At 43.3% G+C, this 25,721-nt stretch carries 20 protein-coding genes; 6 read left to right on the top strand and 14 right to left on the bottom strand.

Going from position 1 to position 25,721, the window contains the following annotated elements; translation table 11 throughout:
• The first annotated feature begins 138 nt into the window (after positions 1-138).
• A complete protein-coding gene (locus LA303_RS12755) occupies positions 139-1,665 on the top strand; it encodes a phytoene desaturase family protein (RefSeq protein ID WP_240525763.1) in 1,527 nt (508 codons plus the stop codon).
• On the opposite strand, the gene LA303_RS12760 is transcribed toward LA303_RS12755, so the two are convergent.
• The 5 genes from LA303_RS12760 to eno form a co-directional block, all read right to left on the bottom strand.
• The gene (locus LA303_RS12760; RefSeq protein ID WP_240525764.1) at positions 1,662-3,458 is read right to left on the bottom strand and encodes a TrkH family potassium uptake protein; all 1,797 of its coding nucleotides are present in this window, start codon (positions 3,456-3,458) and stop codon (positions 1,662-1,664) included. The genes LA303_RS12755 and LA303_RS12760 overlap by 4 nt on opposite strands.
• Positions 3,459-3,464: 6 nt before the next feature.
• Positions 3,465-4,160, bottom strand: coding sequence for a potassium channel family protein (locus LA303_RS12765; protein ID WP_240525765.1), 696 nt, complete (start codon positions 4,158-4,160; stop codon positions 3,465-3,467).
• A gap of 65 nt (positions 4,161-4,225) precedes the next feature.
• Entirely contained in the window at positions 4,226-6,454 is a 2,229-nt protein-coding gene (locus LA303_RS12770; protein ID WP_240525766.1) for an APC family permease, read from the bottom strand.
• A gap of 32 nt (positions 6,455-6,486) precedes the next feature.
• Positions 6,487-7,161: a transglutaminase-like domain-containing protein gene (locus LA303_RS12775; RefSeq protein WP_240525767.1), complete on the bottom strand. Its 675-nt coding sequence runs from the start codon at positions 7,159-7,161 to the stop codon at positions 6,487-6,489.
• Positions 7,162-7,256: 95 nt separating this feature from the next.
• Positions 7,257-8,531, bottom strand: a complete 1,275-nt coding sequence (eno, locus tag LA303_RS12780; RefSeq protein WP_240527148.1) for a phosphopyruvate hydratase — start codon at positions 8,529-8,531, stop codon at positions 7,257-7,259.
• A 511-nt stretch (positions 8,532-9,042) separates the two neighbouring features.
• Here eno and LA303_RS12785 point away from each other — a divergent pair.
• Positions 9,043-9,588 carry a hypothetical protein gene (locus tag LA303_RS12785; RefSeq protein ID WP_240525768.1) on the top strand — a complete coding sequence of 182 codons (546 nt, stop codon included), beginning with the start codon at positions 9,043-9,045 and terminating at the stop codon, positions 9,586-9,588.
• Positions 9,589-9,656: 68 nt separating this feature from the next.
• On the opposite strand, the gene LA303_RS12790 is transcribed toward LA303_RS12785, so the two are convergent.
• Positions 9,657-10,799 carry an iron-containing alcohol dehydrogenase gene (locus tag LA303_RS12790; RefSeq protein ID WP_240525769.1) on the bottom strand — a complete coding sequence of 381 codons (1,143 nt, stop codon included), beginning with the start codon at positions 10,797-10,799 and terminating at the stop codon, positions 9,657-9,659.
• A gap of 190 nt (positions 10,800-10,989) precedes the next feature.
• Here LA303_RS12790 and ruvB point away from each other — a divergent pair, with 190 nt between their 5' ends.
• Positions 10,990-12,012: a Holliday junction branch migration DNA helicase RuvB gene (gene ruvB, locus LA303_RS12795; RefSeq protein ID WP_240525770.1), complete on the top strand. Its 1,023-nt coding sequence runs from the start codon at positions 10,990-10,992 to the stop codon at positions 12,010-12,012.
• A gap of 53 nt (positions 12,013-12,065) precedes the next feature.
• On the opposite strand, the gene LA303_RS12800 is transcribed toward ruvB, so the two are convergent.
• The 4 genes from LA303_RS12800 to purH are packed head-to-tail and all read right to left on the bottom strand — an operon-like array spanning position 12,066 to position 16,001.
• A complete protein-coding gene (locus LA303_RS12800) occupies positions 12,066-12,590 on the bottom strand; it encodes a rod shape-determining protein MreD (protein WP_240525771.1) in 525 nt (174 codons plus the stop codon).
• Positions 12,583-13,401 (bottom strand): rod shape-determining protein MreC, encoded by an 819-nt coding sequence (gene mreC / locus LA303_RS12805; RefSeq protein WP_240525772.1) that lies wholly within the window; start codon positions 13,399-13,401, stop codon positions 12,583-12,585. The genes LA303_RS12800 and mreC overlap by 8 nt, the downstream gene beginning before the upstream one ends.
• 19 nt (positions 13,402-13,420) lie before the next feature.
• Positions 13,421-14,443 carry a rod shape-determining protein gene (locus LA303_RS12810; protein WP_240525773.1) on the bottom strand — a complete coding sequence of 341 codons (1,023 nt, stop codon included), beginning with the start codon at positions 14,441-14,443 and terminating at the stop codon, positions 13,421-13,423.
• 43 nt (positions 14,444-14,486) lie between these two features.
• On the bottom strand, positions 14,487-16,001 hold the full coding sequence (gene purH, locus LA303_RS12815; protein WP_240525774.1) for a bifunctional phosphoribosylaminoimidazolecarboxamide formyltransferase/IMP cyclohydrolase: 1,515 nt from the start codon (positions 15,999-16,001) through the stop codon (positions 14,487-14,489).
• A gap of 148 nt (positions 16,002-16,149) precedes the next feature.
• On the opposite strand from purH, the gene LA303_RS12820 reads away from it, so the two are divergent.
• Positions 16,150-17,391: an ABC transporter permease gene (locus LA303_RS12820; RefSeq protein ID WP_240525775.1), complete on the top strand. Its 1,242-nt coding sequence runs from the start codon at positions 16,150-16,152 to the stop codon at positions 17,389-17,391.
• Positions 17,392-17,399: 8 nt separating this feature from the next.
• On the opposite strand, the gene LA303_RS12825 is transcribed toward LA303_RS12820, so the two are convergent.
• The gene (locus LA303_RS12825) at positions 17,400-19,172 is read right to left on the bottom strand and encodes a chloride channel protein (RefSeq protein WP_240525776.1); all 1,773 of its coding nucleotides are present in this window, start codon (positions 19,170-19,172) and stop codon (positions 17,400-17,402) included.
• A 263-nt stretch (positions 19,173-19,435) separates the two neighbouring features.
• On the opposite strand from LA303_RS12825, the gene LA303_RS12830 reads away from it, so the two are divergent.
• Together LA303_RS12830 and LA303_RS12835 are read left to right on the top strand one after the other, a co-directional pair.
• Complete coding sequence (locus tag LA303_RS12830; RefSeq protein ID WP_240525777.1) at positions 19,436-20,677, top strand: efflux RND transporter periplasmic adaptor subunit; 1,242 nt, start codon at positions 19,436-19,438, stop codon at positions 20,675-20,677.
• A gap of 73 nt (positions 20,678-20,750) precedes the next feature.
• Complete coding sequence (locus LA303_RS12835) at positions 20,751-21,278, top strand: hypothetical protein (protein ID WP_240525778.1); 528 nt, start codon at positions 20,751-20,753, stop codon at positions 21,276-21,278.
• A gap of 433 nt (positions 21,279-21,711) precedes the next feature.
• Here LA303_RS12835 and LA303_RS12840 read toward each other — a convergent pair whose 3' ends face one another.
• From LA303_RS12840 to LA303_RS12850, 3 genes are all read right to left on the bottom strand, one after another.
• Positions 21,712-23,967 (bottom strand): S46 family peptidase, encoded by a 2,256-nt coding sequence (locus tag LA303_RS12840; protein WP_240525779.1) that lies wholly within the window; start codon positions 23,965-23,967, stop codon positions 21,712-21,714.
• Positions 23,968-24,177: 210 nt separating this feature from the next.
• Complete coding sequence (locus LA303_RS12845; protein WP_240525780.1) at positions 24,178-24,537, bottom strand: hypothetical protein; 360 nt, start codon at positions 24,535-24,537, stop codon at positions 24,178-24,180.
• A gap of 80 nt (positions 24,538-24,617) precedes the next feature.
• A complete protein-coding gene (locus LA303_RS12850) occupies positions 24,618-25,700 on the bottom strand; it encodes an efflux RND transporter periplasmic adaptor subunit (protein ID WP_240525781.1) in 1,083 nt (360 codons plus the stop codon).
• Positions 25,701-25,721 lie beyond the last annotated feature (21 nt).

Below are 25,721 nucleotides of genomic sequence, written 5' to 3' on the forward strand. Positions count from 1 at the left end.
TTTTCAAAGATCTAAAAACCCGCAGAAACAATCTGCGGGTTTTTTTATTGGATACAAGATTTATACAACCTCTGGCAAAAACGTATTTTGATTTATAACCGGGATCACTTAACTTTAACCCCAACAAAAACTTTCTCCATGAATTACGATGCCATTATCATTGGTGCCGGATTGGGCGGACTGACAGCCGCCGCCAAACTGGCCAAAGAAGGACAAAAAGTACTGGTTCTTGAACAACACGATGTTCCGGGCGGCTGCGCCACCACTTTCCAACGGAAGAAATTTCACGTAGAAGCCGGATTGCACGAAATGGACGGGTTTCGAAGCGGAATAAAAAAGAAGATCTTTGATGAACTTGGCATTCCACAGCATGTGCATTTTGTTCCGATTCCCGAATTTTACAGAATCATCTGGAAAGAAACGGACTTTGTATTTCCAGAAAACCCCAATGAGGCAAAAGAGAAACTGAAAAAAATGTTCCCGGATGAAACCGCCGCTATTGAAAAGTATTTTCGTTTTGTGACCGGCCTGGGACGTGAAATAGAAAACCTCCCCCGCACGAAAAAAGAAAAACGTTTTAAAAAACCGCTGTTCCCCTTGTTTTACCCCAAACTGGTCCGCAGCACACTGAATACGGCAGGCGGATTTATGGATAAACTATTTCATGACGAACGCCTGAAAATGATCTTGCTGGGCAATGCTTCTTATTACCATGACGATCCATACGAATTATCCCTTTTTTATTTTGCAGCCGGACAAAACAGTTATTTCTCCAACGGAAGCTATTTTATCAAAGGCGGCTCACAGAAGTTATCGGATTACCTGATGAATTTTATCCGCGAACAGGGCGGAGAAGTTTTGCTACGGCAACAGGTTACTTCCATCCTGACAGAAAACGGCAATGCGGTTGGGGTTACCTATCGTGAAAACCGTAAAAAAGAAACCGACATCCACGAAGTACGGGCAAAAACAATCATTGCCAACGCTGCCGTTCCCCGTATTGCAGAAGAACTGCTTACCGGCGAAGCCGCGCAGAATCTCCGGCAACAAACCCAAAACATGAAAGCCGGACCATCTATCTTTACGGTTTATCTGGGATTTAAAAAACCACCGAAAACCATTGGCAACCGGCATTATTCCACTTTTGTTGTTGACGACAGTGTGGAAAGCACCAAAGATCTGGCTTCCAATGCCAAAGCCAGCTTTGACCAACGCTCTTTTGTTTTTGTCGATTACGGAATGGTCGATTCCGGCCTTGCTCCCGAAGGAAAATCTGTGGGAGTAATCTGTACCATGGATGACGCAAAAGAATGGCAGAATCTTGACAAAAAAGCTTACCGGCAAAAAAAGGAAGAAAGCATCAGCCTGCTGATGAAAAGGCTGGAAAAAGTACTTCCGGGAATTGAAAAAATCACAGAATACAAAGAAGCTGCTACGCCTTTAACCATTGAACGGTATACACTGAATCCGGGCGGATCGCCCTACGGATATGCCCAAACTTTAGATCAAAGTGCCCGTAAAAGATTACCGGTAAAAAGTACGGTACCCGGATTATATTTTGCTTCGGCCTGGAGCTCGCCGGGCGGTGGTTTCTCCGGAGCTATCTTATCGGGATATACCTGTGCCCTGAGCGTGTTACACCAACAGAAAAAAACAATCGGTTAACCTACCATGACCGAAGTTTGTGCATAACGGTATTTGGTGGAAATTACACGGGTACTCAGTGCCATGGCCAGCGTCAGTGTACCAATACGGCCGACAAACATCGAAAGAATAATAATGGATTTCCCGGCAGCGGAAAGTGATGCCGTAATGCCTGTGGACAGACCTACCGTTCCGAAAGCAGAAAACTCTTCAAATAACAGTTTCATCAGGTCCACACCGGGCTCGGTAATACTCAGAAAAAATGTGGAAATAAAAATAACAGAAATGGAGAACAAAGCAATGGAATACGCTTTGTCGATGGTGCCAAAAGGAATCGTCCGTTTGAAAAAGACCACATTTTTTTCTCCTTTAATGGTGGCAATGGCCGATTTTACGATGACGGCAAAAGTAGTTACTTTAATTCCGCCTCCAGTCGATCCGGGGCCGGCTCCCACAAACATCAAAAAGATAAAAAAGATGAGCACCGGAGTAGCCAGTTTTCCGATATTGACCGTATTAAATCCGGCTGTACGGGTAGTTACCGACTGAAAAACCGAAGTTACCAGCTGCTGGTACCACACCTCTCCCGAAAGCGTTTCTTTTTGTAAAATATAAAAAACAAAAGCGCCTACCGCAATCAAAGACAACGACATATAAAGCGTGATCTTGGTTCCCGTATTCAGCTTTTTCCACGGAACCCGTCTCCTTTCGCGGATACTTTTGAAGCTAAACAAATCCTGCATGGCCACAAAGCCAAAACCACCGAAGAAAATGAGAAGAATAATAATCACCTGCAGCCAATACAGGTTCCGGATACCTTCTGTGGCCAAATTATTGGTAAAGGTGGAAAATCCGGCATTGTTAAAAGCCGATACCGCATGAAAAGCTGAATTGAAAAGTTGCGATTTCCAACTGGAAAAATGCATGTTTCCCCACGAAAAATAAAGCAACAGCGTACCAATTCCTTCGATAAGCAAACTAAACTCCACAATGCTCCGCAAGACACTTTTCGAATCGGAAAGGCGGTCGGTACTCAAAAATTCTTTCATCAGCGATTGATATTTGATACTACCCGATGATTTGGAAAAAGTAGCAAAAAAAGTAGCAAATGAAATGATATTGATACCGCCAAGCTGAATCAGAATCATAATGATTACTTTCCCTTTCAGGGTAAAAAAAGTAGCCGTATCCACCACAATCAATCCGGTAACACAACTGGCACTGGTAGCTGTAAACAACGAATTCAAAAAGCTGAAATGGTGGCCAACCGTCATTTCCGGGAGCATTAACAAACCCGTGCCGGCTCCGATAAGCAACACAAAAGAAAGAATCAGTAATGTAGCCGGTTTCAGGTTCAATGCCGTTATCTTATCTCCTGATTTGGAAAGCTCTATGCCGATAATCAGAATAAAATAAAGCTGTAATAATAAAACCGAGTGATTGTTGATCAGGTCCGTAAAGATCCCTCTGAAAACGATTTCATTAAAAAACGAAGGAAGGAGCAAATAGATCAGGAAAAAAAGCAATACACTTCCTTCAAAACGATGTTCTTTTATAAAATTCAACGGGTGGAAATCGTAAAACACAAAAACCACGTACCGGATGGTAAAATAGAGCAAGCTCAATTTCATCACCCGCTCATTAAACCGCATGGAGGTTGTTGTTTTCGGGAAACCATAGTAATAAACAGCCACGGCCACCACCAGTACCAGCACCAAAAAACTGAGCACATGAAATATTTTCTCCACCAGCTCTTTACTGCTGAAAATGCGAAGGTTTATTTTCTCCCTGATTTTAAAAAGTCTGGAAGGCATAAGCCATTAACTGTTTATATCAATAAACTTCTGAATATCGCGTGTGCTGCCGAAAACAACAAGAAAATCGTTTTCATTGATTACGGTATCGCGGTGCGGAACACCCCGGATATGTTGTTTTTTCACCACCACATCTCCCTCTTTCTCTTCCACCTCATTTTTAATGGTAACCAGGTTAATATTGTAGGATTCACGAAGCTGAATGGACTGCAGGGTTTGTCCGATAACCGATTTCGGAGCTTTTAATTCGGTAATCACATACCCGTCAGGCAAATCCAGGAAATTTACAATGCTCGGGTTCAGCAACCGTTCAGCCACCACAGCACCTACCGCATGTTCAGGTGAAAAAATCTCGGTAAGTCCCAGTTTTTCCAATATCAGCCGGTTGACTTTTCCTTTTGCCCTGACAATAATCCGTTTGATATTCAGCTCGATAAGGTTAACTGCTGTGAGTAACAATTCTTCAAAATCTTCGCCAATAGCAATCACCACTGCATCATAATTTTGAATATTCTGAGAAAGCAGTGCTTTTTTATCCGTGGAATCCAGTGCCACGGCATAAGCCACATCGTTGGCAATATAATCCACTTTTTCCTGATTCTTATCAATAGCCAGTACCTCGGCTCCTTTTTCCGATAACGACCGGGCAATGGCTTCGCCAAACTGTCCGATTCCGATAACAACAAACTGATTATTCGGCATAATTTATCTCCTTAAAATCGCTGCAAATGTAAAAATATTCAAACAAACCCTTTCACTGGTTTGCATCAGTTAATCTCAAGCAAATCATGGGCGTTGACAAAAAGAATATCTCCGATCTCATCAAAACCTTCAAAGTGATGTATTCCTTCATGTTTCAGCTGCTCGTTATAAAACCCGACAATGGTCAGGGCTGCTTCAGCAGAGTACTGTGCCACAAGCGTTCTGAAATTCATATCCGGATCTTTTTCAATCACTGTGATGTTATTTTTCGAAACCGGAAGCCTTCCTTCCAGCACAAACTGCGCAATATTCTTCCGGGTTTCTTCCATCCGGTCGCGTGACGACAGGGTAAACAAACTGATGGAAGCATTTTTCCAGGCAGGATGCCCCAAAATGACATAGCTTAGTAAAATCATCAGTCGCTCATTGTCACGGTTTAAATCACGTATCCAGATATGAATCCCGTTGTAATACTTGATGTTGCGCATGGAACTGCCCAAAATACAAATATCGAAATCGCCGGCCTGTACCATTCTCAGGTTTTCAAGAATTTGGGGTAACTGGTCCGGCTGGTGTTTATCATACTCAAAAATAATCATGTTATTTTCCACCCCCGCAATGCCGGGCGTTTGAATAATCTGGGCAATGGCCGAAGTATAGGAGGGCGAAATAATGGTGCTGACAATCATGCTGCCTTCGGTCCTGTTTGCTTTATGGATCAGCCGTTCCATAACTTTTTTCGCTTCCAGATGCGTTTCGCGGGAATAATAGCCCTGAATAAAATGCATATACGTGCCAAACCCGTGGGAATAGGAGATCCAGTTGAGCAAATCGAAAATCTTATCCCGTTTAAACGTATCGGAAGAGATGCAAATGGCCGAAGGACGCCAGGTTCTTTCTTTTATGGTTCCGGTTTGAAGATAAGCTGTCAGTTTACGGCTAACCTGGAACATCACTCCATGAAAAATATTTTCAATTCCTCTTCTGTCCTGATGTACATGCTTCATCCAGAAATAAAGCAAGAAAATGGCAGCCACCGAAATAAAAGCATACAGCGGATTCATCAGAAACATCAATACAGAAGCGAAAACAAATCCGGCAAGAGAAAAATACCATTTCGACTGGAACGAAGGCCGGTAAGACGGATCCGAACCAAAATGATTCAGAAAAGAGATCAAATTCATGGAGGCATAGGTGATCATGAAAAACATGGAGATGATCTTTGCCACCGCATCAATACTTCCCATTACCACAAACACCAAAGCCAGCAGAAGGGTAAAAAAAGTCGCATTCTGGGGTTCATTGGTTTTTCCTTTACCCTTACCCAGCACACGATTCATTTTTTCCATCGGAAAGGAATTGTCCACTGCAATAGCCTGCATGGTGCGCGGAGCCACCAGAAAGGAACCAATTGCACTCGACATGGTAGCGGCAGCCAAACCAAGCGGAATAATAATCCAGCCGAACAAAGCTATTTTACTCATGATCAAAGGCTGGGTCATCAGCTCCTGCGGAGTGGCAGAAATATTCAGTTTGATCACCACAAAAATATAAATGATCATTCCCGTAACCGTGGCCCACAACGTACCACGCGGAATAGATTTCTGCGGACTTTTTAAATCGCCCGACAATCCCACGCCCGCATCCATACCGGTAAATGCCGGAAAAATAATGGCCAGCATAACAAACAGCTGATCGGTATTACGCAAAGGCGGATAAGCAAAAGCCGACTGGGCCGTGCCGTTGACCGGATGACCGAGGAAAAAAGCCAACAACGATAACAACAGGATCGTCACCACTACATACAGCATTTTTACGCCGATATTGGCTCCTTTTTTCCAGATAACAACCCCCAAAATAACCAAAGTAACAATTCCGATTGCCTGTTTCGGAATCAAAAGATGGTAATGAAGCTGAACAAAATGAATTAAAGGAGTAAACGCTTCAGTAAACGCAATGATATAAAAAGCAATACTGATCGCCTGCGAAAGGTACAATGAGATCCCAATGGTAGCTCCAATGTTTAAGCCAAACGAGCGCGAGATCATGTAATACTCGCCACCGCCTTCTACTTTTTGGTTTGTGGAAATTTCAGAAATGGCCATGGCCGTGGGAAGTGTTACCATGTGGCCAATAATAATGATAAACAATACGCCTGCAATTCCCACAGTACCTACGGCCACACCAAAACGCAAAAACAGAATGGCCCCTAAAATGGTAGAAATCGCCGTAAAGTAAACCGGCGCTGTGCCCATTCGTTTGGCCGCCTGCGGTGAGGCAATTTCTTTTTTCATGATAAAAGAATCATTGATTTTCAGTATCAGGATCAGCGACTACTCTGCTCCGCTTGCCTGATTTTCATCTTAACAGGATGGTTTTCTGATAACAAAATCTCCAATACATCTTCCCCATAATCGGCTTTGTACGACTCATAAATCTGTTGAAGAGGAAGATCATCAAACACGCCACGATCGTTCAGATATTCGATATGCCGGTTTCCTGAGCGATCATACGGAGGAAATACAGCATCCTCTTCCCCGTTAAATTCCACAGGAAAAATGTTATGTTTTTCGCAAAGATTCAAATCAAAAGCCGGTGTGGCTTTCACCCATTTTCCGTCCAGAAAAAGCAGGCTGAATCCGTGCCAGTAAAAAATATCGGTTTTTAAAGCCTTTACGATCTCTCCGGGGCTCAGGTGATTGCGTACGTCAGCAAAACCAAGCCGTGCCGGAATACCGGCTGCCCGGCATACCGTTGTCAGCAAAACAGCTTTCCCCACACACCATCCGTATCCATGTTGTAGTGTAGTGCTGGCCCGCATACCTTCCACAGTAAGATCAATGTGATAAGGATTATAACGAATACCATCGCGTATGGCATAAAACAACCGGACGGCTTTTTCCTTTTGTCCGGAAATTCCTTCTGTTGTTTTCCGAACAAAATCCTGAACAACCGGATGTTCGAAATTCAAAAAAGGGGTAGGTTGTAAAAACTTGTCCATCGGTTTTTTCCTCAAAGTTAGGCTTTTTTTTCAAAAACCAATAAATCAAAAAGGCTGCTCCCGGAAGAACAGCCTTTTTTGTCTTTCATTGAAATTTACTTCCAATAATAGAACGAAGTATTACCGAGTTCCTGTTCAATTTCGAGCAGTCGGTTGTATTTAGCTAAACGTTCACTACGGCTTGCAGAACCGGTTTTCAGGTGTCCGCCGTCCATAGCTACGGCAAAATCAGCCAGGAAAGTATCTGAAGTTTCTCCTGAGCGGTGCGAGATGAAATAACGCCAACCGGCATCGCGGCACATCCGTACAGCTTCAATGGTTTCGGTTACCGAACCAATCTGGTTTAATTTAATCAGTGCAGAGTTCGCTGTACCTTCTTTAATACCACGTGAGATATATTCGGTATTGGTTACAAAAATGTCGTCACCAACCACTTCAATTTTATCACCCAGTTTTTCTGTGAATTTTTTGAAACCTTCCCAGTCGTTTTCAGCCAACGGGTCTTCCCACAATACGATCGGATATTTATCCAGCCATTCTTCCGCTTTTTTGATCAATCCTTCGCTATCCATTTTGCCGGCACCCGACCATTTTAAATCGTACTGGCTTTTGTTGTCAATGGAGAAAGAGCTGGCCGCACTGTCCATAGCAATGGCAATATCTTTACCCGGTTTATAACCGGCTTTTTCGATAGCCTGAATAATGGTTTCGATCGCATCTTCGTTACTGTCGAGATTCGGAGCAAAACCCCCTTCATCTCCTACGCCGGTAGAAAGGCCACGGTCTTTCAAGATACCTTTCAGCACATGGAATGTTTCTGCCACATAACGCAAACCTTCGCGGAAGTTGGGAGCGCCTACCGGAACAGCCATATATTCTTGGAAATCAACGCTGTTATCAGCATGAGCACCACCATTCAAAATGTTCATACACGGAACAGGAATACGACGGGCTCCGGCTCCACCCAAATATTGATACAACGGAATGTTTGCAGATGCTGCAGCAGCACGGGCTACTGCCATGGAAACACCCAAAATGGCATTGGCACCCAATTTTGATTTGTTTTTGGTACCATCCATTTCGATCATTTTATAATCAATGGCTGCTTGTTCGTGGGCATGCATTCCCATCAATGCCGGGGCAATTACTTTATTTACATTTTCAACCGCTTTTAAAACTCCTTTTCCGGCATACCGTTTTTTGTCACCGTCACGCAGTTCTACCGCTTCGTTTTCGCCGGTACTGGCACCGGATGGCACAGAAGCCACAGCTTGTGTGCCGTCACTCAGTTCCACATAAACTCTTACTGTCGGATTTCCCCTTGAATCGAGAATTTCCATGGCCCGCAAGCCGGTTATTTTGTTGTTCATCATTTTAACCTCCTTATTTTGTTCGTTTTAAACTTAATTTTACTGACTGCAAAATTCAACATTTTCCGGCTAACAAACAAGGAAAACCCTGAGCTTAACGTTTTTTTAGATTCAAACATTTTCATTTTGAACATGCGCCGTATTTATAACGATTGCGGAAAAGGAAACAGCAGCCGAAAATCCGGGAAAGTTGTCATGACAAAAAAGAAATCTTGTTGATACTACCGGCAATTTTGCAAAAAACGGAGGGGTGATATTTGACGTTTGGCGTCTAACATTACGTAAAAACATTCCGCCTTATTCTTTCCCAAAGGAGCCTGACGAAGGGATTGCTTACGTGACTATGGATAACAATTTGTGATATGGCCCTGTTTGAAAAATAACCCATGAAATTTTTCCCCAAAAAAGAGCGCATTTTTTCTTGCAAAACTTTTCATAACTGTCAGTATGATTGATATTTTGTTTATTTTTGAGCACTAAATTATTCACCCTAAAACATAAAACCATGAGAATGAAATTATTATTTACTGCTATTCTTGTATCCGGACTTTTATTCAGTACGGGATGCGATGAAGTAAAATCTTTGCTTGATGTAAAATTTGATGCCAATTATACTGTCGATTTAAACATGAATGTACCTGCTGAATCTTCTACCAAAGCCGTACAAAGTTCTTTTTCAGGAAGTGCAACCATTGACCCCACTTCCAACTCCGATGTAGCAAAATATCTTGATCTGATCAAATCATGGGAAGTAACCAGTCTTACCGGTACCTTTAAAAATGTTACCAAAGAAGCGGTTTTAGAAAGCGGAACCATTACTTTTTCTTCCGATGCCGGAACAGCAACATGGACCTTTACCAACGTAGCCATTAAAAACGGCGCAACTTTCACGTTGGACAATACCAACGGACAATGGGACGAAATTGATAAAATTCTCAGTGCCAAAAAAGAATTTACTATTTCCGGAGAAGGGAAAACTGATATTGATGATTTTTCTTTCACCATATCGGTAGCCGTCAATACAACTGTAACCGCTAACCCACTGGGATCCAAATAAAAACAAACTTAAAACAAAAAAAGCTGCCTGAAGTCCGGGCAGCTTTTTTTGTTTGGATCTTATCCTTCCTACATATATTCCACAATCTGTTTCCGGTCGGCATCATTTAATAAATACACCATTCCTGAATCCTGGTTTTTATTCATTTGATGCAGAATTTCTTCTTTTTTTGATTCATCGATTCCTGCATCAGCAAGACGAACCGGGCAATCAATGGATTTAAAAAAGACTTCCAGCTTTTGAATAACCGTTTCAATATCCGTTAAGCCAAAAAGCAGATCTCCCAATTTCTGAATTCTTTTTGGAATTCTGCCGGCTTGTAATTTAAGCCAGGCCGGATAAACAATACTTAGTGTGGCCCCGTGAGGCATTCCGTAAAGCAATGATAATTCATGACCCAACGCATGAACACCCCAATCGCCGCTGCTTCTTCCATAATTCGTTAATCCGTTTAAGGCCAGCGTTGCATCCAGCATGATATTGGCCCGCCATGCTGTATTTTTCAAATCGTTTAACAGCAACGGAGCCTGTTCCATGGCATCTTTGATGATATCTACCGTTATCCGGTCAATGACCGACGGTTCACCTTTTCCAAAAAAAGCTTCCAATGCATGCGCAATCAAGTCGGCGATTCCGTAAGCGGTATAATCTTTAGGAACGGTAACCGTGTAAGCCGGATCAAGAAAAGAATCTTTTGGGAAAAGCTCCGGGTGAACAAACCCCACTTTTTTTCCGGTTTCTGTATTTTGCAAAACAGCAGCAGCATTCATTTCGGTTCCTGTTGCAGCAAGCGTAAGTACCGTTACCAAAGGAACCGATTGCTCAGGAAAAGCCTGCCACAGCATAAACTGCCAGGGATCAATATCATGAACCAATCCCACACTAACGATTTTGGCCGAGTCAATCACGCTGCCACCACCCAAAGCCAAAATAACATCTACTTTTTTTTCTTTTCCGAGCGCAATTGCCCGACGTACATCATCCACTAACGGATTCGGCTGAATGCCTCCAAATTCTGTAATTTGAAGACCGGCATTTTTCAAAATACCGGTTACCTCATCATAATATCCATATTTTTTTACCGACCCTTTTCCATACAATAGCAAAACATGTTTTCCATACTGTTTTATCGTTTCTCCCAGGGTTTGCACAACCCCTTCGCCAAAGTGCAATCGCACCGGATTATAAGCAACAAAATTTTGAATGGCCATTTGACTTGTTTTTTATTTTTCGATTACAAAAATACGGCTTTTCAAGCAGCCGTTTTTCTCCTTCCGGCATCATTTCACAAAGACCTGTAAAACAACGGAATAAAAAATCGAATCCAACACACCGGTCCCTGGTAATTCGGTTCTGTAGTTTATCCCGAATGTTTATCTTTGTACGAAAGAATTTTTTTCCATGAACGAGAATCTGGATCCATCGGGAGCTGCATTAAGCAAAATTGAAAAGGAAATTGAAAATGTCCTGCGACCGGGACGTTTTGAGAGTTTTGCCGGTCAGCCCCAGGTAGTGGAAAATCTGAAGATATTTGTTCAGGCTGCCCGCGAACGGGGCGAAGCCCTCGATCATGTTTTGCTACACGGTCCTCCGGGACTGGGCAAAACAACCCTGTCGCATATCATTGCCAACGAGCTGGAAGTGAACATTATCACTTCGTCCGGGCCGGTATTGGACAAGCCCGGTGATTTGGCCGGATTGCTGACCAATCTTGAAGAAAATGATGTTTTGTTTATTGATGAAATTCACCGGTTAAGTCCGGTGGTAGAAGAGTATTTGTACTCGGCCATGGAAGACTTCAAGATTGACATCATGATCGAAACCGGTCCCAATGCACGGTCGGTGCAAATCAGCCTGAACCCGTTTACCTTAGTGGGAGCCACTACGCGTTCCGGTTTGTTGACCGCTCCTTTGCGTTCACGATTTGGGATTACCTCGCGGCTGTCGTATTACACCACGCCGGTTTTGGCAGGCATTGTCAAACGTTCGGCTTCTATTTTACGTGTAAAAATTGATGATGACGCCGCACTGGAAATTGCCGGCAGAAGTCGCGGAACACCGCGTATTGCCAATTTACTGTTGCGCCGCGTACGCGATTTTGCCCAGATAAAAGGCAATGGAGTCATCGATATGGCCATATCAAAACATGCGCTGGAAGCGTTGCATGTGGACCAGTATGGATTGGATGAAATGGACAACCGGATTTTATCCACCATCATTGACAAGTTTAAAGGCGGCCCTGTGGGCATCACCACCATTGCTACGGCTGTTGGCGAAGAAGCCGGCACCATCGAAGAAGTGTACGAACCTTTTCTGATCCAGGAAGGATACATCATGCGCACACCCCGCGGACGCGAAGCCACCGAACGCGCCTATCAGCATCTTGGAAAAACCAAACACCCGGAACAAGGAAATCTGTTTTAACTTCAAATCAAGCCACTGCGTTTTATATCCGGAACATTCTGGTGGAAACCCGGTTAAATTCTTCGTCTTTTTTTCCGGCGGGTAAAAAGCAATACCGTTACAAAAATAGCCAGGGTAGTCGCCAGCGTATTCAGGAAAACCTCGGTCATGGTTTGCATAAAATTATGGAAGCTAAACTCTTCCAGTAAAGTCAACGCAAACTGATGGAACAAGGCCAGCGTAAAAACATATTTCAGGAATCCCCACACGCCAAAAGTGGAAATCCCCGGCTCCTCGCCTTTCGGAAACTCTGTTCCCGAAAAATAAAAACGGATGACTCCCGGACGGGCATAAGCCATAAAGACTACGGCTGCTGCTTGTAATCCCAGCGTATTTTCAAAATAATCCACCGTCAGACCGGTAAAAAAGGCAAGCAACAATAAAACGGTTTTGTTGATATCCAACGGAAGCAACAGCACAAACAAAAGAAAAACATAAGGAATAATGTACCCGCCAAACTGCACCGTATCCAAAACCAGCACCTGCAAAAGAATCAGCAGCACAAACCGCACAATATGCTTTACTACTCCACTATTCATTGGCTGCTTCCTCCAATAATTTTATTTTTTCCTGTTTATCAAGGTTTTTGATAATGTAAACGTAATGCAGGCTGTTAAAATCGGTACTAAATTGCAGTTTGGCTTTGTTGAGGCTGTTGTTTTTACTTTTCTCGAACTGGCTGACCACCCCAATATTTAATCCGGCCGGAAAAATAAACGAGTTGCCGCTGGTAACTATCGTATCACCTTTTTGCAGCTGAATGTGAGCCGGAATATCCACCACTTCGCCGTCCATACCATAATCCTTATTCCAAATCACGTTCACCAGCTGGTCATTTTTCTTTATTCTCGCACTAATACGGGCATGCATGTTAAGCAACGACATGGCAATGGAAAAATGCGGAGAAACCCCGATAATGATTCCGGCAATACCTTTATCGGAAATTACCCCCATTTCTTTTTGTATTCCCTGCTTACTTCCTTTGTCCAGCATGATAAAGTTATTCGTATGATTCACCGTATTACGAATGACTGTGGCCGGGATATAGAGATAGGAAGAATCTTTCGTTTGCCGGAAACTGCTGTCAGGCGCCAACATGGAAGCCAACAACATATTGTTCAGTCTGCCGTTTTCGGCCAACAGTTGCCGGTTTTCTTCTTTTAGATGAAAATAACCGGTTATATCGTGGAAAGCTTCGTAAACTGCGCCGGACACATCACTCACCGCGTGAAATCGGAGCATACGCTGGTAAGAATAGCTATTGCTGAGCATGGCAAAAGAAATAACTTCCAGAATAATAAATAAACTGAAAAACTGATGCTTTAAGAAAAAGGTCAGCAGGTTACGCATGCCATAATATCCTATTCACTTATTTAATCAGGAAGGTAAATTTCTCAAAATTTTTCAGCGCAATACCGGTTCCGCGGGCTACAGCACGCAACGGATCTTCTGCCACATGTACCGGTAATTTTGTTTTTTGATGAATCCGTTTATCCAGTCCGCGTAACAAAGACCCGCCACCGGCAAGATAAATTCCTGTCCGGTAAATGTCGGCTGAAAGCTCCGGAGGCGTATTTTCCAATGCGTTGAGCACCGCGGCTTCTACTTTGGAAATGGACTTGTCAAGACAAGTAGCTATTTCTTTGTAATTCACCGTGATTTCTTTCGGAATTCCGGTAAGCATATCCCGGCCGTGTACGGCATAATCGTCCGGCGGATTTTCCAGATCGGTAAGGGCAGCTCCTACTTCTATTTTTATTCTTTCGGCAGTACGTTCACCAATATTGATGTTATGCTGCTTACGCATGTATTCTTCAATGTCCGCGTTGAAATCATCACCGGCGATCCGGATGGAGGTATTGTTCACAATACCGCCAAGGGCAATCACCGCAATTTCGCTGGTTCCGCCACCAATGTCAATAATCATGTTTCCGGTAGGTTCCAACACATCGATACCAATACCGATAGCAGCAGCCATGGGTTCATGAATCAGCTTGATTTCTTTGGCTCCGGCTTGTTCTGCCGAATCTTTTACAGCCCGTTCTTCCACTTCTGTAATTCCCGAGGGGATACAAATCACCATTTTCAATGCCGGAGGGAAAATAGACCCTTTAATGCCTATCATTTTGATCATTTCACGAATCATATACTCCGCCGATTGAAAATCGGCAATCACGCCATCGCGCAACGGACGAATGGTTTTGATGTTGTCATGCGTTTTTCCATGCATCAGCATGGCTTTTTTCCCTACGGCAATAATTTTTCCCGTATCCCGCTCCAGTGCCACAATAGAAGGTTCGTCCACCACCACTTTATCGTTATAAATAATCACGGTGTTGGCCGTTCCAAGGTCTATGGCAATCTCTTTTGTTAAAAATGAAAACAGGCCCATGTTTTTACTCTCCCTTTTTGATATTTCTTTTGCAAAGATATAGTTAATGTTTAAAATGACGCACACCGGTAAAAACCATGCTCACCTGATGCTGGTTACAATAAGCGATTGAATCTTTATCCCGGATGGAACCGCCAGGCTGAATAACGGCCGTAATTCCCGCTTTATGAGCAATCTCCACCGAATCGGCAAAAGGGAAGAAAGCATCGGAAGCCATCACCGCTCCTTTTAGCGAAAGATTAAAAGAATTGGCTTTTTCAATGGCATGACGCAGTGCATCTACTCGCGAAGTCTGGCCGGTACCCGATCCTAACAGCTGTTTGTTTTTGGCCAGTACAATGGCGTTGCTCTTGGTATGTTTTACAATTTTATTGGCAAAAAGCAGATCTTCTATTTCCAGCGGCGTCGGAGCTGTTTCCGTTTTGACTTCCAGATCGGCTTCGGTTTCGGTCACCCGGTCAGCATCCTGCCACAACACGCCATTCAATACCGAACGGAATTGTTCACCGGGAAAAGCATGTGATTTTTGCCGGAGAATAATCCGGTTTTTCTTGGATTGCAACAACTCCAAAGCTCCGGGCGAATAACCCGGTGCCAAAATTATTTCAAAGAAAATTTTATTGATCTCGGCAGCGGTTTCCGTATCTACCGGACGGTTGGTCACCAGTACCCCGCCAAAAGCCGAAACCGGATCACCGGCCAGGGCATCTTTCCAGGCTTCGGTCAGGTTTTCACGACAGGCCAGCCCACAGGCATTATTATGTTTGATTACGGCAAAAGTAGTTTCTTCAAAATCATCGATCAGATGGATGGCCGCATCCAGATCCTGCAAGTTGTTATAGGAAATGGCTTTCCCGTGCAACTGTTCAAAAACGCGATCCATATCGCCATAAAAAAGTCCTTTTTGATGCGGGTTTTCTCCGTAACGCAAGGTATGAACATTCCGAATGCTTTTTTTAAACGAATGGATCCGCCCGGGATTCATCCAGTGAAAAATAGCCGTATCGTAGTGCGAACTCATATCAAAAGCAGCGGCAGCAAAATAGCGGCGGTCGTCAAGCGAAGTTTCCCCGTTTTTCTCTTCCAGCAAAGCAAGTAACTCCGGAGCCATCTCCAGCGAAGGAACCACCAATACATCATGGTAATTTTTAGCCGCAGCCCGGATCAGGGCAATTCCCCCGATATCTATTTTTTCGATGATCTCGTTCCGGTCGTGTGTATTTTTCAGGGTTTCTTCAAAAGGATACAGGTCAACCATCACCAAATCAAAAGTAGGAATGGCATACTGTTGTAACTGTTGTTGATCCGATTCGTTCTCGCTACGTGCCAGAATTCCTCCGAAAACTTTCGGATGCAGGGTTTTTACCCGTCCGCCTAAAATGGCAGGATAATCGGTCAACGATTCAACGGTTTTTGCAGAAAAACCGTTTTGAGTAATAAAATCATACGTTCCGCCTGTGGAATAAAGCGTAACATCGAGACGGTTTAACTTCTCTAATACCGGAAGGAGTCCGTCTTTGTGATAAACCGAAATTAACGCGGTTTTGATTTTTTTCACAACTGTTTTGTTTTTAATTGATTACGATGAATAAAAAGCGTTACATTTTCTTTTTGCAAAATACAATGAAATGATGAATTTTTCCTTTATTTTTGAAAATATATTTTTCGCATAAAAGTAAAACCCTGATTTCTGTAAAACAAAAAAGGTGAAAGTTCTGAAATTAGTGTACGAGAGTTTGGTGTTTGCCTACAAAGCACTGGTAATTAACAAAGTGAGAGCATTACTTTCGCTGTTGGGGATCACCATTGGTATTTTTTCCATTATCTCGGTTTTCACCGTATTCGACAGTTTGCAATCCAACATCAAAAGCGAAATCAATTCGCTGGGAAGTAACGTGCTGTTTATTCAGAAATGGCCCTGGGTAATGGGCAGAAAGATCGCTTGGTGGAAATACTTTCAACGGCCCCAGCCTACGTTACAGGAAATGAAAGAAATCCTGAAACGAAGTTCCACAGTAGCCGATGCCACATTTATGTACGCTGTACAACGGAATGTGTATAATGGCGACAATTACATGGAGGATGTCACCATCATGGCCGTTTCGTACGACTATAACAAAGTGATGCCTTTTGACCTTCAGGAGGGACGGTATTTCACGCAGGGCGAATGTTTAGGAGGAAGAAACCTGGCTATTATCGGGGCTGATATCGCCAAAAATATTTTTCCGCACAGCGATCCGGTAGGACAACAAATTAAAATTTTCGGTCGCAAGCTGGATGTCATCGGTGTCATCAAAAAGAAAGGAGAAGATATTTTCGGCAATTCATCAGACGACCGTGTCATTGTTCCGGTCATGTTTGCCAACAGTCTGGTCAATCCTAAAAACATCAACTGCAGCATTATTGTTATTTCCAAACCTTACGTCAGCGTAGAAGCCATGAAAGAGGAGCTGACCGGGATTATGCGTTCCATTCGGAAACTGAAACCCCGTGCCGATAACAATTTTACCATTAACCAAACCGACATCATCAACAAAGGATTCGATTCGCTTTTCCGGATTATTGCGCTGGTCAGCTGGATTATCGGTGGTTTCTCCCTGCTGGTCGGTGGTTTTGGCATTGCCAATATTATGTTTGTATCGGTAAAAGAGCGGACCAACCAAATCGGGATTCAAAAATCATTGGGCGCCAAAAAGTATTTCATTTTACTCCAGTTTCTTTTCGAAGCTGTTTTTCTTTCCATCGCCGGAGGATTGGTCGGATTGCTCATTGTTTTTCTTCTCAGCTACGGAGCTTCTTCTCTCCTTGGGTTCAAATTGATCCTCTCGCTAAAAAATATTGTTGTAGGGATTGGCGTTTCTGCCTTTATCGGTATTGTATCCGGTTTTATTCCGGCCTGGAGTGCTTCACGACTGGATCCGGTGGAGGCTATCCGGTCGAATTTTTAACTTAGAAACTATTCGTCCGAGAACTCTTTGAGCAATTTCCGGTACTGTGAGAAAACCTGCGCCCGCGATACAAACCCCAGATATTTTCCGTCTTTGATCACCGGCAGATTAAAGTTTCCTGAATCCTGGAATTTTTTGGTGACTTCTTCCATGGTATCGTCCGGGCTCACCAGCGGTTCGGGCATGTACATCAACTCATCCACTTTAATTTTATCGTACAATTCTGGCTTGAAAATAATATTGCGAATGTCGTTCATGAAGATGATACCCTGAAAGTTATTATCGTCATCGACTACCGCTACAATATTTCGCTCAGAGTTAGCCAAAACATGAACCAAATCGCCCAGTGTTGCATTTTTGTTGATGGTTTTAAAGTTGGTTTCGATCAATGGAGAAACCCGCATCATCTGCAAAACGGCTTTATCCTTGTGGTGAGTCATCAGTTCGCCTTTCTCAGCCAGCCGTTTGGTATAAATCGAATGTGTTTCGAACAGACTGATGGTCAGATAAGAAAAGATGGCGGTAAAAATCAATGGAGCAAACAGCTGATAGCTTCCGGTAAACTCGGCCACAAGAAAAATTCCGGTAAGCGGCGCATGCATCACTCCGGCCATTACTCCGGCCATTCCCACCAGTCCCATATTTTTTTCCGGCACCGAAACAAAAGGCAACAGGTTTACCATCTTGGCAAAAAATACGCCGGCTACTCCCCCCATGAACAACGAAGGAGCAAAAATACCCCCAACACCGCCGCTGGCACCGGTAGTAGCCATTGCGATGACCTTAAAGATCATGATCAAAAACAAAAGGAGCAAGATGTGGGTAATCCTGCCGGACGACGGCATGACACTCTGGTTAATCAGGCTTCCGCCCTGACCGGAGATAAGCTGCCGTAAAAATTCGTAACCTTCACCATAAATTGACGGGAAAATGAAAATAATTACTCCGATGGCCAGTCCGCCAATCAACACTTTTTCACTGTCTTTTTTCAGTTTTCCCATTAAATCTTCAATCAGGAAAGTAGTACGGTTAAAATAAAGCGAAACCAAACCGGTAAAAATTCCGAGCAAAGCATAAAAAGGCAGGTTGTTGACATCGTACATCCGGTCGAGATGAATGGAAAACAGCACCCCGTTTCCCATCAGAAAATAAGCCATGGTTGCCCCCGAAACAGCAGAAATCAGAATAGGGATCAGGCTGGCCATGGTCAGGTCAATCATTAAAATCTCCAATGAAAAAACGGTAGCCGCAATCGGCGCTTTAAAAATACCGGCCAGTGCTCCGCTGGCTCCTGCGCCCACCAAAATAATTACCGTTTTCCGGCTCATGTGGAATTTTCGTCCCAAAAAAGAGCCGATGGCCCCGCCGGTTAAAACAATCGGGGCTTCAAAACCCATAGAGCCTCCAAACGTGATGGTGAAAATACTGGCCACCATAGAGGAATACAAGTTGTGCGACCGAATTTTGCCAAACCGTTTGGAAATGGCATGCAACACAATACTCACCCCGTGCGAAAGGTTGGCTTTCACCACATATTTGGTAAACAAAACCGTGAGGGTTAAACCGATAACCGGCAATCCGAGATATACATAATACCCGGTCCCAAAATCAAAACCGCGGGTTACCCACTGGTGGGTATAATAGGCAATATTTTTCAGAATAACGGCTGACAAACCGCCCCAGACGCCGATAATCACACTCAGCAAGAGCACATCCCCGTGCAGTTGCCGGTTATGAATACTGGTTAATGGTTTTTTCAATAATTTATGATAAAAATCCATCTTTTTTGTTTAACCGCCGCAAAAATAATCATATTCCTGTGCTGTTGTACGATATACTTATTCTAAATTATCACATTTTTTCGTGTACCGTAAGAAAAAGTAAACCAACATGATAAATCTTTGTATTCTTTTTTCTGAAAATAAACCGGGAAGCCTTTTTTCTGCAAACCCGGAAGAAAAATCAAAGTTGTTTTATTTTTTCTGAATTGCCAAAACTTGTGTAAATTTACCTTTTTTTAAACGGCTTTCTGCATTCAACAAACATGAAAAAAAGTTATTGGTACTTTATCGGCATTTTTGTATTTGCCCTGTTGATTTGGTTTTTTACCCGTACCGGAAACAGTGAAAAAACCGTAATTCAGGTTCCGGTAAAATATGGCCGGTTTGTCATCAGCGTGACCACGACAGGAGAACTGGAAGCCCGGAGCAATGAGAAGATTCATGGTCCGAATCCTTCTGCCCTGCGTAACGCCCGGATTTGGCAATACCGCATCGAAAAAATTGTTCCGGACGGAACCGTGGTGGATTCCGGCGACTGGGTAGCCAATCTTGACCGGAGCGATTTGGCCAATAAAATCAAAGATCAGGAGCTGGATGTGGAAAAGCTGCGGATGCAGTACACCAAAACCCAACTGGATACAGCCATAACTTTACGCGATGCCCGCGATGCGCTGGTCAACATGAAATATGCCCTGGAAAACAAACAAATCATTGTGCAACAATCTATTTATGAACCGCCTGCCACACAGCGACAGGTAAAGCTGGATCTTGAAAAAGCCCAACGCACGTACAAACAAGCCAAAGAAAATTATATCCTGAAAAGTGAAAAAGCCAGGGCCAACATGAAAGAAGTACAGGCCCAGCTCAGCAAGGCTGAACGAAAACTGAATGAGCTGAATAAGCTAAACAGCGAATTTGTTATTTATGCTCCCAAAGCCGGCATGGTTATTTACAAAAGAAACTGGGAAGGAAAAAAACAGGGAGCCGGTTCACAGGTTTCCACCTGGGATAATGTGGTAGCCATTCTGCCTGATTTAAGTGCCATGAACAGCAAAACTTACGTGAATGAAATCGACATCAGCAAAGTAAAAAAGGGACAAAAAGCCATTGTCAGCACCGATGCTTTTCCGGATAAAAAATTTACCGGGATAGTTACAGAAGTGGCAAACATCGGGCAACAAATGAAAAATTCCAACGCCAAAGTATTTGAGGTCATCATTCAGTTGAATGGAAACGATTCGGTCCTGCGTCCGGCGATGACAACTAAAAATCAAATTATTACCGATGTCATCGATTCGGTCCTGTACATTCCGGTGGAATGTGTACACAACAACGACTCCATCAGTTATGTTTTTACTGATGGTTATAAGCAGCAGGTACTTACCGGAAAAAGCAACGATGAAGACATTATCATCCGGAAAGGATTACACAAGGGGGAAGAAGTTTATCTTTACCCACCTGAAGGAGCCGAAAAATGGAAAATCCGCTTTCTTCATAAAAAATAAAAACCGGTATCAAAAAACAAATCACTGTTTAATAAATATTTTTTCAAGGTTTCACTTTAAAAATTAGTGCATTATGAAAAAAATTACTCTTTTTTTATTCGTTATTGGATTACTTTTTGACACCACTGCTTTTTCCCAGCAGTTCGTCACTCTGCAAGCCGGAAAGACCACACAAATCGACGGGTTCTCGGCCAGCTATGTGGCTGTTTTACGCAAATCGAAAAAAGGAGAAGATTACTACCGGGTAACCGTTTCGCTGACCAATAACGAGAATGACTATATTCAATTGTTTGGCCGGGCAACAGAAACCTTTATCCGCACCGACCAGCAACCGCTGGCCATTTTTCAGTTTGCCAACGCCACGGGAAGAGGCTTTTCTGCTACCAAAGCCAAAATGTATCCTCATCCGGTAACCATCAGCGTTCCTTACAAATGTAAAAAATGTCCGCCGCCTACCAATCCCAAAGAAGATCCATACAACCACTACGTCAAAAGATATTACATTGGCGTTCAATTACAACACGGCTCTATTATTATGGGAAGATACGACATCCGGGTTCCTGCCGGAATGAAACCGGTGGTACGGGTGGCTGTCCTTTAAACCGGAGAACAAAAAAAGTACCTTTTAATTTGTAATTGGCATCAGCCGGATTCTTTTTCAGTCTTGTCCGACTGAAAAAGCAGTGATATTTCCCCATCGTCCAAATGACACTTGAACGATGAGATGAGTAGTGCATGCTTTCTGCGCCAGGACCGGAGCGGAATAGCCCGCAGGGCAAAAACCGGCTGGAGGCTTAAGGCGGCGGGGCGACATGAGAAGCCCCCGCCAACATTTAGCCGACACGGCTTTTGCCCGAGGACTATAAGCGACGGGCCGCCCGGGCGCCCAAAATAAAACCATTCCTACAAATTTTCATAAAAAAAGGGGACTGTCCCAGGGAAGGACAGTCCCGCAAATGTGGGCAGTAAAAGGGAGTCACTGCCGGGAAAAAGGATTTTCAAATTACATCGTTATGCTCCGTTGCATTTCTCTTTTATTTCTGACTTTCGCTGGTAACAGCGGCAGCTTCTACCCGGTTTGGTTGCGGAACTGATTTATGAATGGTCAGCTCATCAATCAGGCGGGTGTCGCCGGCATATTTGTCAATGATAAACAATACATAACGGATATCGACCACAATGGTACGTTGCAATTTGGGAATGTAAGCGATATCGCCGCTCATGGCTTCCCAGTTGCCGTCAAAGGCCAGGCCAATCAGTTCGCCTTTTCCGTTGATGACCGGACTTCCGGAATTTCCGCCGGTAATGTCGTTGGTGGTCAGGAAATCCACATCCTGTTTGCCATCCTGGCCATAAGGGCCGAAATCTTTCTTCTCGTAAAGTTCTTTCAGCTTTTTAGGAACAATAAATTCCGGATTGGTTGAATCTTCTTTTTGCATTACGCCGTACAGATGGGTTTGAAACAGGTAATGAACCGCATCTCTCGGATAATATCCTTCCACTTTTCCGTAGCTGTAACGCAACGTAGAATTGGCATCGGGATAAAAAACTTTGTTGGGTTCCATTTCCATGATGCCTTTCATAAACAAACGCTTTCCTTTGGCCAGTTTTCCGGAAGCCGCACGGTATTGGCCTGAGGCATCCATTAACTTGGCCATATATTGTTGCGAGAGGAGATAAGCCGGGTCTTTTTCTATTGCTTTCAGCTCCGGATTTTCCAGAAAAGCTTTGGCTTTGGCTTCGGTACTGAAATGTGATTTTTCAAAAACGTAATCGGCCATGGCGTTGAAATTATTTTTGAATTTCTTGGCCAGCTTGTCAAGATATTCCGGATGGAGGTTCTCCGGTACTTTCTGGAAGAACATCTGGGTCATGGCAGCAAAAACATCGCGATCGGTAGGCATGTCATAGTCTTTGTACATTTTGTGCAGTTTGCCACTCAGTTCGGCTGTCATTTCTTTCAGCCTTTTCATTTTTTTGGCTTTCTGTTCTTTGTCTTTGGTTTCTTTAATTTGTTTCAAAAGACCTTCTACAGCGCCCAGTTTTTGTGCAAAACCAAGAAGTTCTGCTCCCTGCGCACCGGTAATACTGGCGTAAATCAGGGGCTCAATGGTTTTGGATTCCGCCTGAAAAGCGCTGGTGATATCCGGTAACACTTCACCATATTTGGCTTTTCTTTCCGGATTTTCAGCAACCCATTTTGAGAATTCTTCATCAAAAGCTTTCTTTTTGGCGATAACATGCTGTTTTTTCACGCCGCGCATTTGTCCGATAAAATATTTCCAGCTGTTGGCAATCATCGCATAATTGGAAGCATATTTAATTTTCACATCCGGATTGGCATCCATGTGTTTTTTCCATACTTCCAGTTTTTTACCAAAAGCTTCTACCAACGGCGGATAATAGTGTTCCATTCTGAATTCCAGTTCAGGAGCAGTCATGTAACGATTGGTTGAACCCGGGAATCCCCAAACCATGGCAAAATCGCCTTCTTTAATCCCGTCAAGAGAAATGGGAAGGTGATATTTGGGTTTTAACGGAACGTTTTTGGGGGAATAATCAGCCGGTGAGCCGTCGGGAGCGGTATAAATACGGAAGATGGTGAAATCGCCGGTGTGGCGGGGCCACATCCAGTTGTCGGTATCGCCACCAAATTTTCCGATGGATGAAGGTGGTGCTCCCACCAGTCGTACATCGCGATAGACGATGTAAACCAACATGTAGTATTTGTTTCCTTCAAAAAAAGGTTTGATCACCACATTGTATTTGCCGTTTTCAGAATTGGCTTTTTTAAGCCGGGCAATAATCGGATTAATAATTTTTGCCCGTTCCTGCTGGCTCATGGTATCAGAAACATGCGGCAAAATACTGTCGCTCACATCGGCCATCCGTACCAAAATAGAAGCCGTAAGCCCTTTGTTGGGCAGCTCTTCTTTTTTGCTCATGGCCCAAAAACCATCTTTCAGATAATCGTGTTCCACCGTACTGTGCTTTTGTACCGATTCGTAACCACAGTGGTGATTGGTAAAAAGCAATCCCTGATCGGAAACGATCTCGGAAGTACAGAAAAAGCCTTGCGGATGCGGACTGTTTGAAAGTCCGGCAATGGCATCTTTCAAGCTGGAATGATTAACGCTATAAATTTGTTCGGGGGTTAATTTTAGTCCCATCCGTTGCATTTCGGCAAAATTCTGTTGCAGCAACATGGGGATCCACATTCCCTCATGGGCCTGTAACCGGAAGCCAGCCGAAATAAAAAGGACAACCAGTAAGTAGGAAATTTTTTTCATTTTTAATGCTTAAATTAAACAATATTCAAAAACAACTTGAATGTACATAAATTATTCCACAAATCGAAAACCACTTGCCAACAGTATTTTACATAAAACAGGCATTTCACTCGCCCATGGGTAGTGTTCGTTAACGGACAATCTATTGCTTAAATCGTACAGAAAAAGGGTTGATACGAGATCTTTATGTGACCATTCAAAAAGTCGTCATCATGTTTTTGAATCATATTCATTGATTCCGGCTGAATTACTTTTTACTTGAATTGAAAAAGAATTTTTAAAGTTTCTGTTCCTTTCTTGTCTCGTCAAGAAAGGAACCAAAGAAGACGCACCGAAACGAATGCTTCTTCCCGCTCTGCCGAAAAGCAACATCTCCGGCAAAAGAGTCTCTTGCTCACCGCAAGAGAAATGCAAGCACTTTTGCACGATGCTGTAAGCTTTTCGGTATTCACTCTCTCGCCGGCCCGCCGTTTCGGTAGGCCTGCCTACAGCTTTTACGCCATTTAGTATCTGAGAAAAATAAACCTGCGAAAAATCGTAAATAAAGAGAGCTTCACCGAATTTCCTCACAAAGACGCATTTTTATATTTTTTTGTTCCCAAAACCCAGGGCTTACTTGAAATCAAAAAGAAATCTTTTTAAACCAAGGGTCACGAGGGAACCTTTATTTTCATGCCTTTTTTCAGTCCCGACAAAACCTGAATATTGATTCCGTCTGAGATTCCGGTTTTAATTATCTGCTTTTTAAATACCTGTGGTGCCGTTTCCACTTCTACATAAGTGGTCGTATCGCCCTGAAATTGCAAAAGCTGTTCGGGGATGGCCAGGACACTGTCGGCTCTTTCCAAAACAATATCCGCATTGGCACTGTATCCCGAACGGATAAATTCATTTTTCTTCAGTTTTACATCGGCCTGAATTTCAAACTGAACGGCGCCGTTTTCTTCCACTCCTTTAGGAGCTATTTTGGTCAACACCGCATCAAACCGGGCATTGTCAATGGCGCCAATGGTAAGAATCAGCGGCATTCCGACGCGGATTTTTCCCACTTCCGTTTCATCAATTTTTCCTTTAAAGATCATATCGTTCATATCGGCTATGGTGGCAATGGTCGTCCCCGCATTAAAGTTATTGGCTTCGATCACCTGATTTCCGATTTCCACCGGTACATCCAGCACCATTCCGGAAATGGTCGAACGTACCAGCGTATTGGTAGGCGATCCTTTTTTCTGTATCTGTCCTTCTTTAATTAATTGCAGGTTTTCTTTAGCCGTTTGCAATTCTTCCTGGGCAATTTTGTATTTGGTTTCCACCGCATCAAAATCAGCCTGGGCAATCACTCCTTTTTCCAACAGCTCGCGTTGCCGGTCATAGTTACGTTTGGCTTCGCTTAAATTAATTTTAGCCTGATCGACCCGCGAAATGGCATTGTTCAGGTTGATCATATTAGGAATGATCCGGATTTTGGCAATCAAATCGCCTTTTTTAACCATTTGTCCTTCCTGCACATAAATCTTTGAAATGATTCCGGAAACCACCGGTTTAATTTCAATTTCTTTACGCGGAACCACCGAACCTGTGGCTACCGTTTTTTTGATGATGTTGGTAACAAACGGTTTTTCCGTTTTGTAAACTACCGGTTTTTCTTTGGATTTTTCCCATAAAAAATAAAGGGTATAGCCAAAAACTCCAAGGATAACCACAACCATCAGGATTTTAAAAAACGTTTTCATATTTCTATTAATTAATTGTTT

The organism is Candidatus Sulfidibacterium hydrothermale, assembly GCF_020149915.1.
In the GTDB taxonomy this organism is placed as follows: Bacteria; Bacteroidota; Bacteroidia; order Bacteroidales; family F082; genus Sulfidibacterium; species Sulfidibacterium hydrothermale.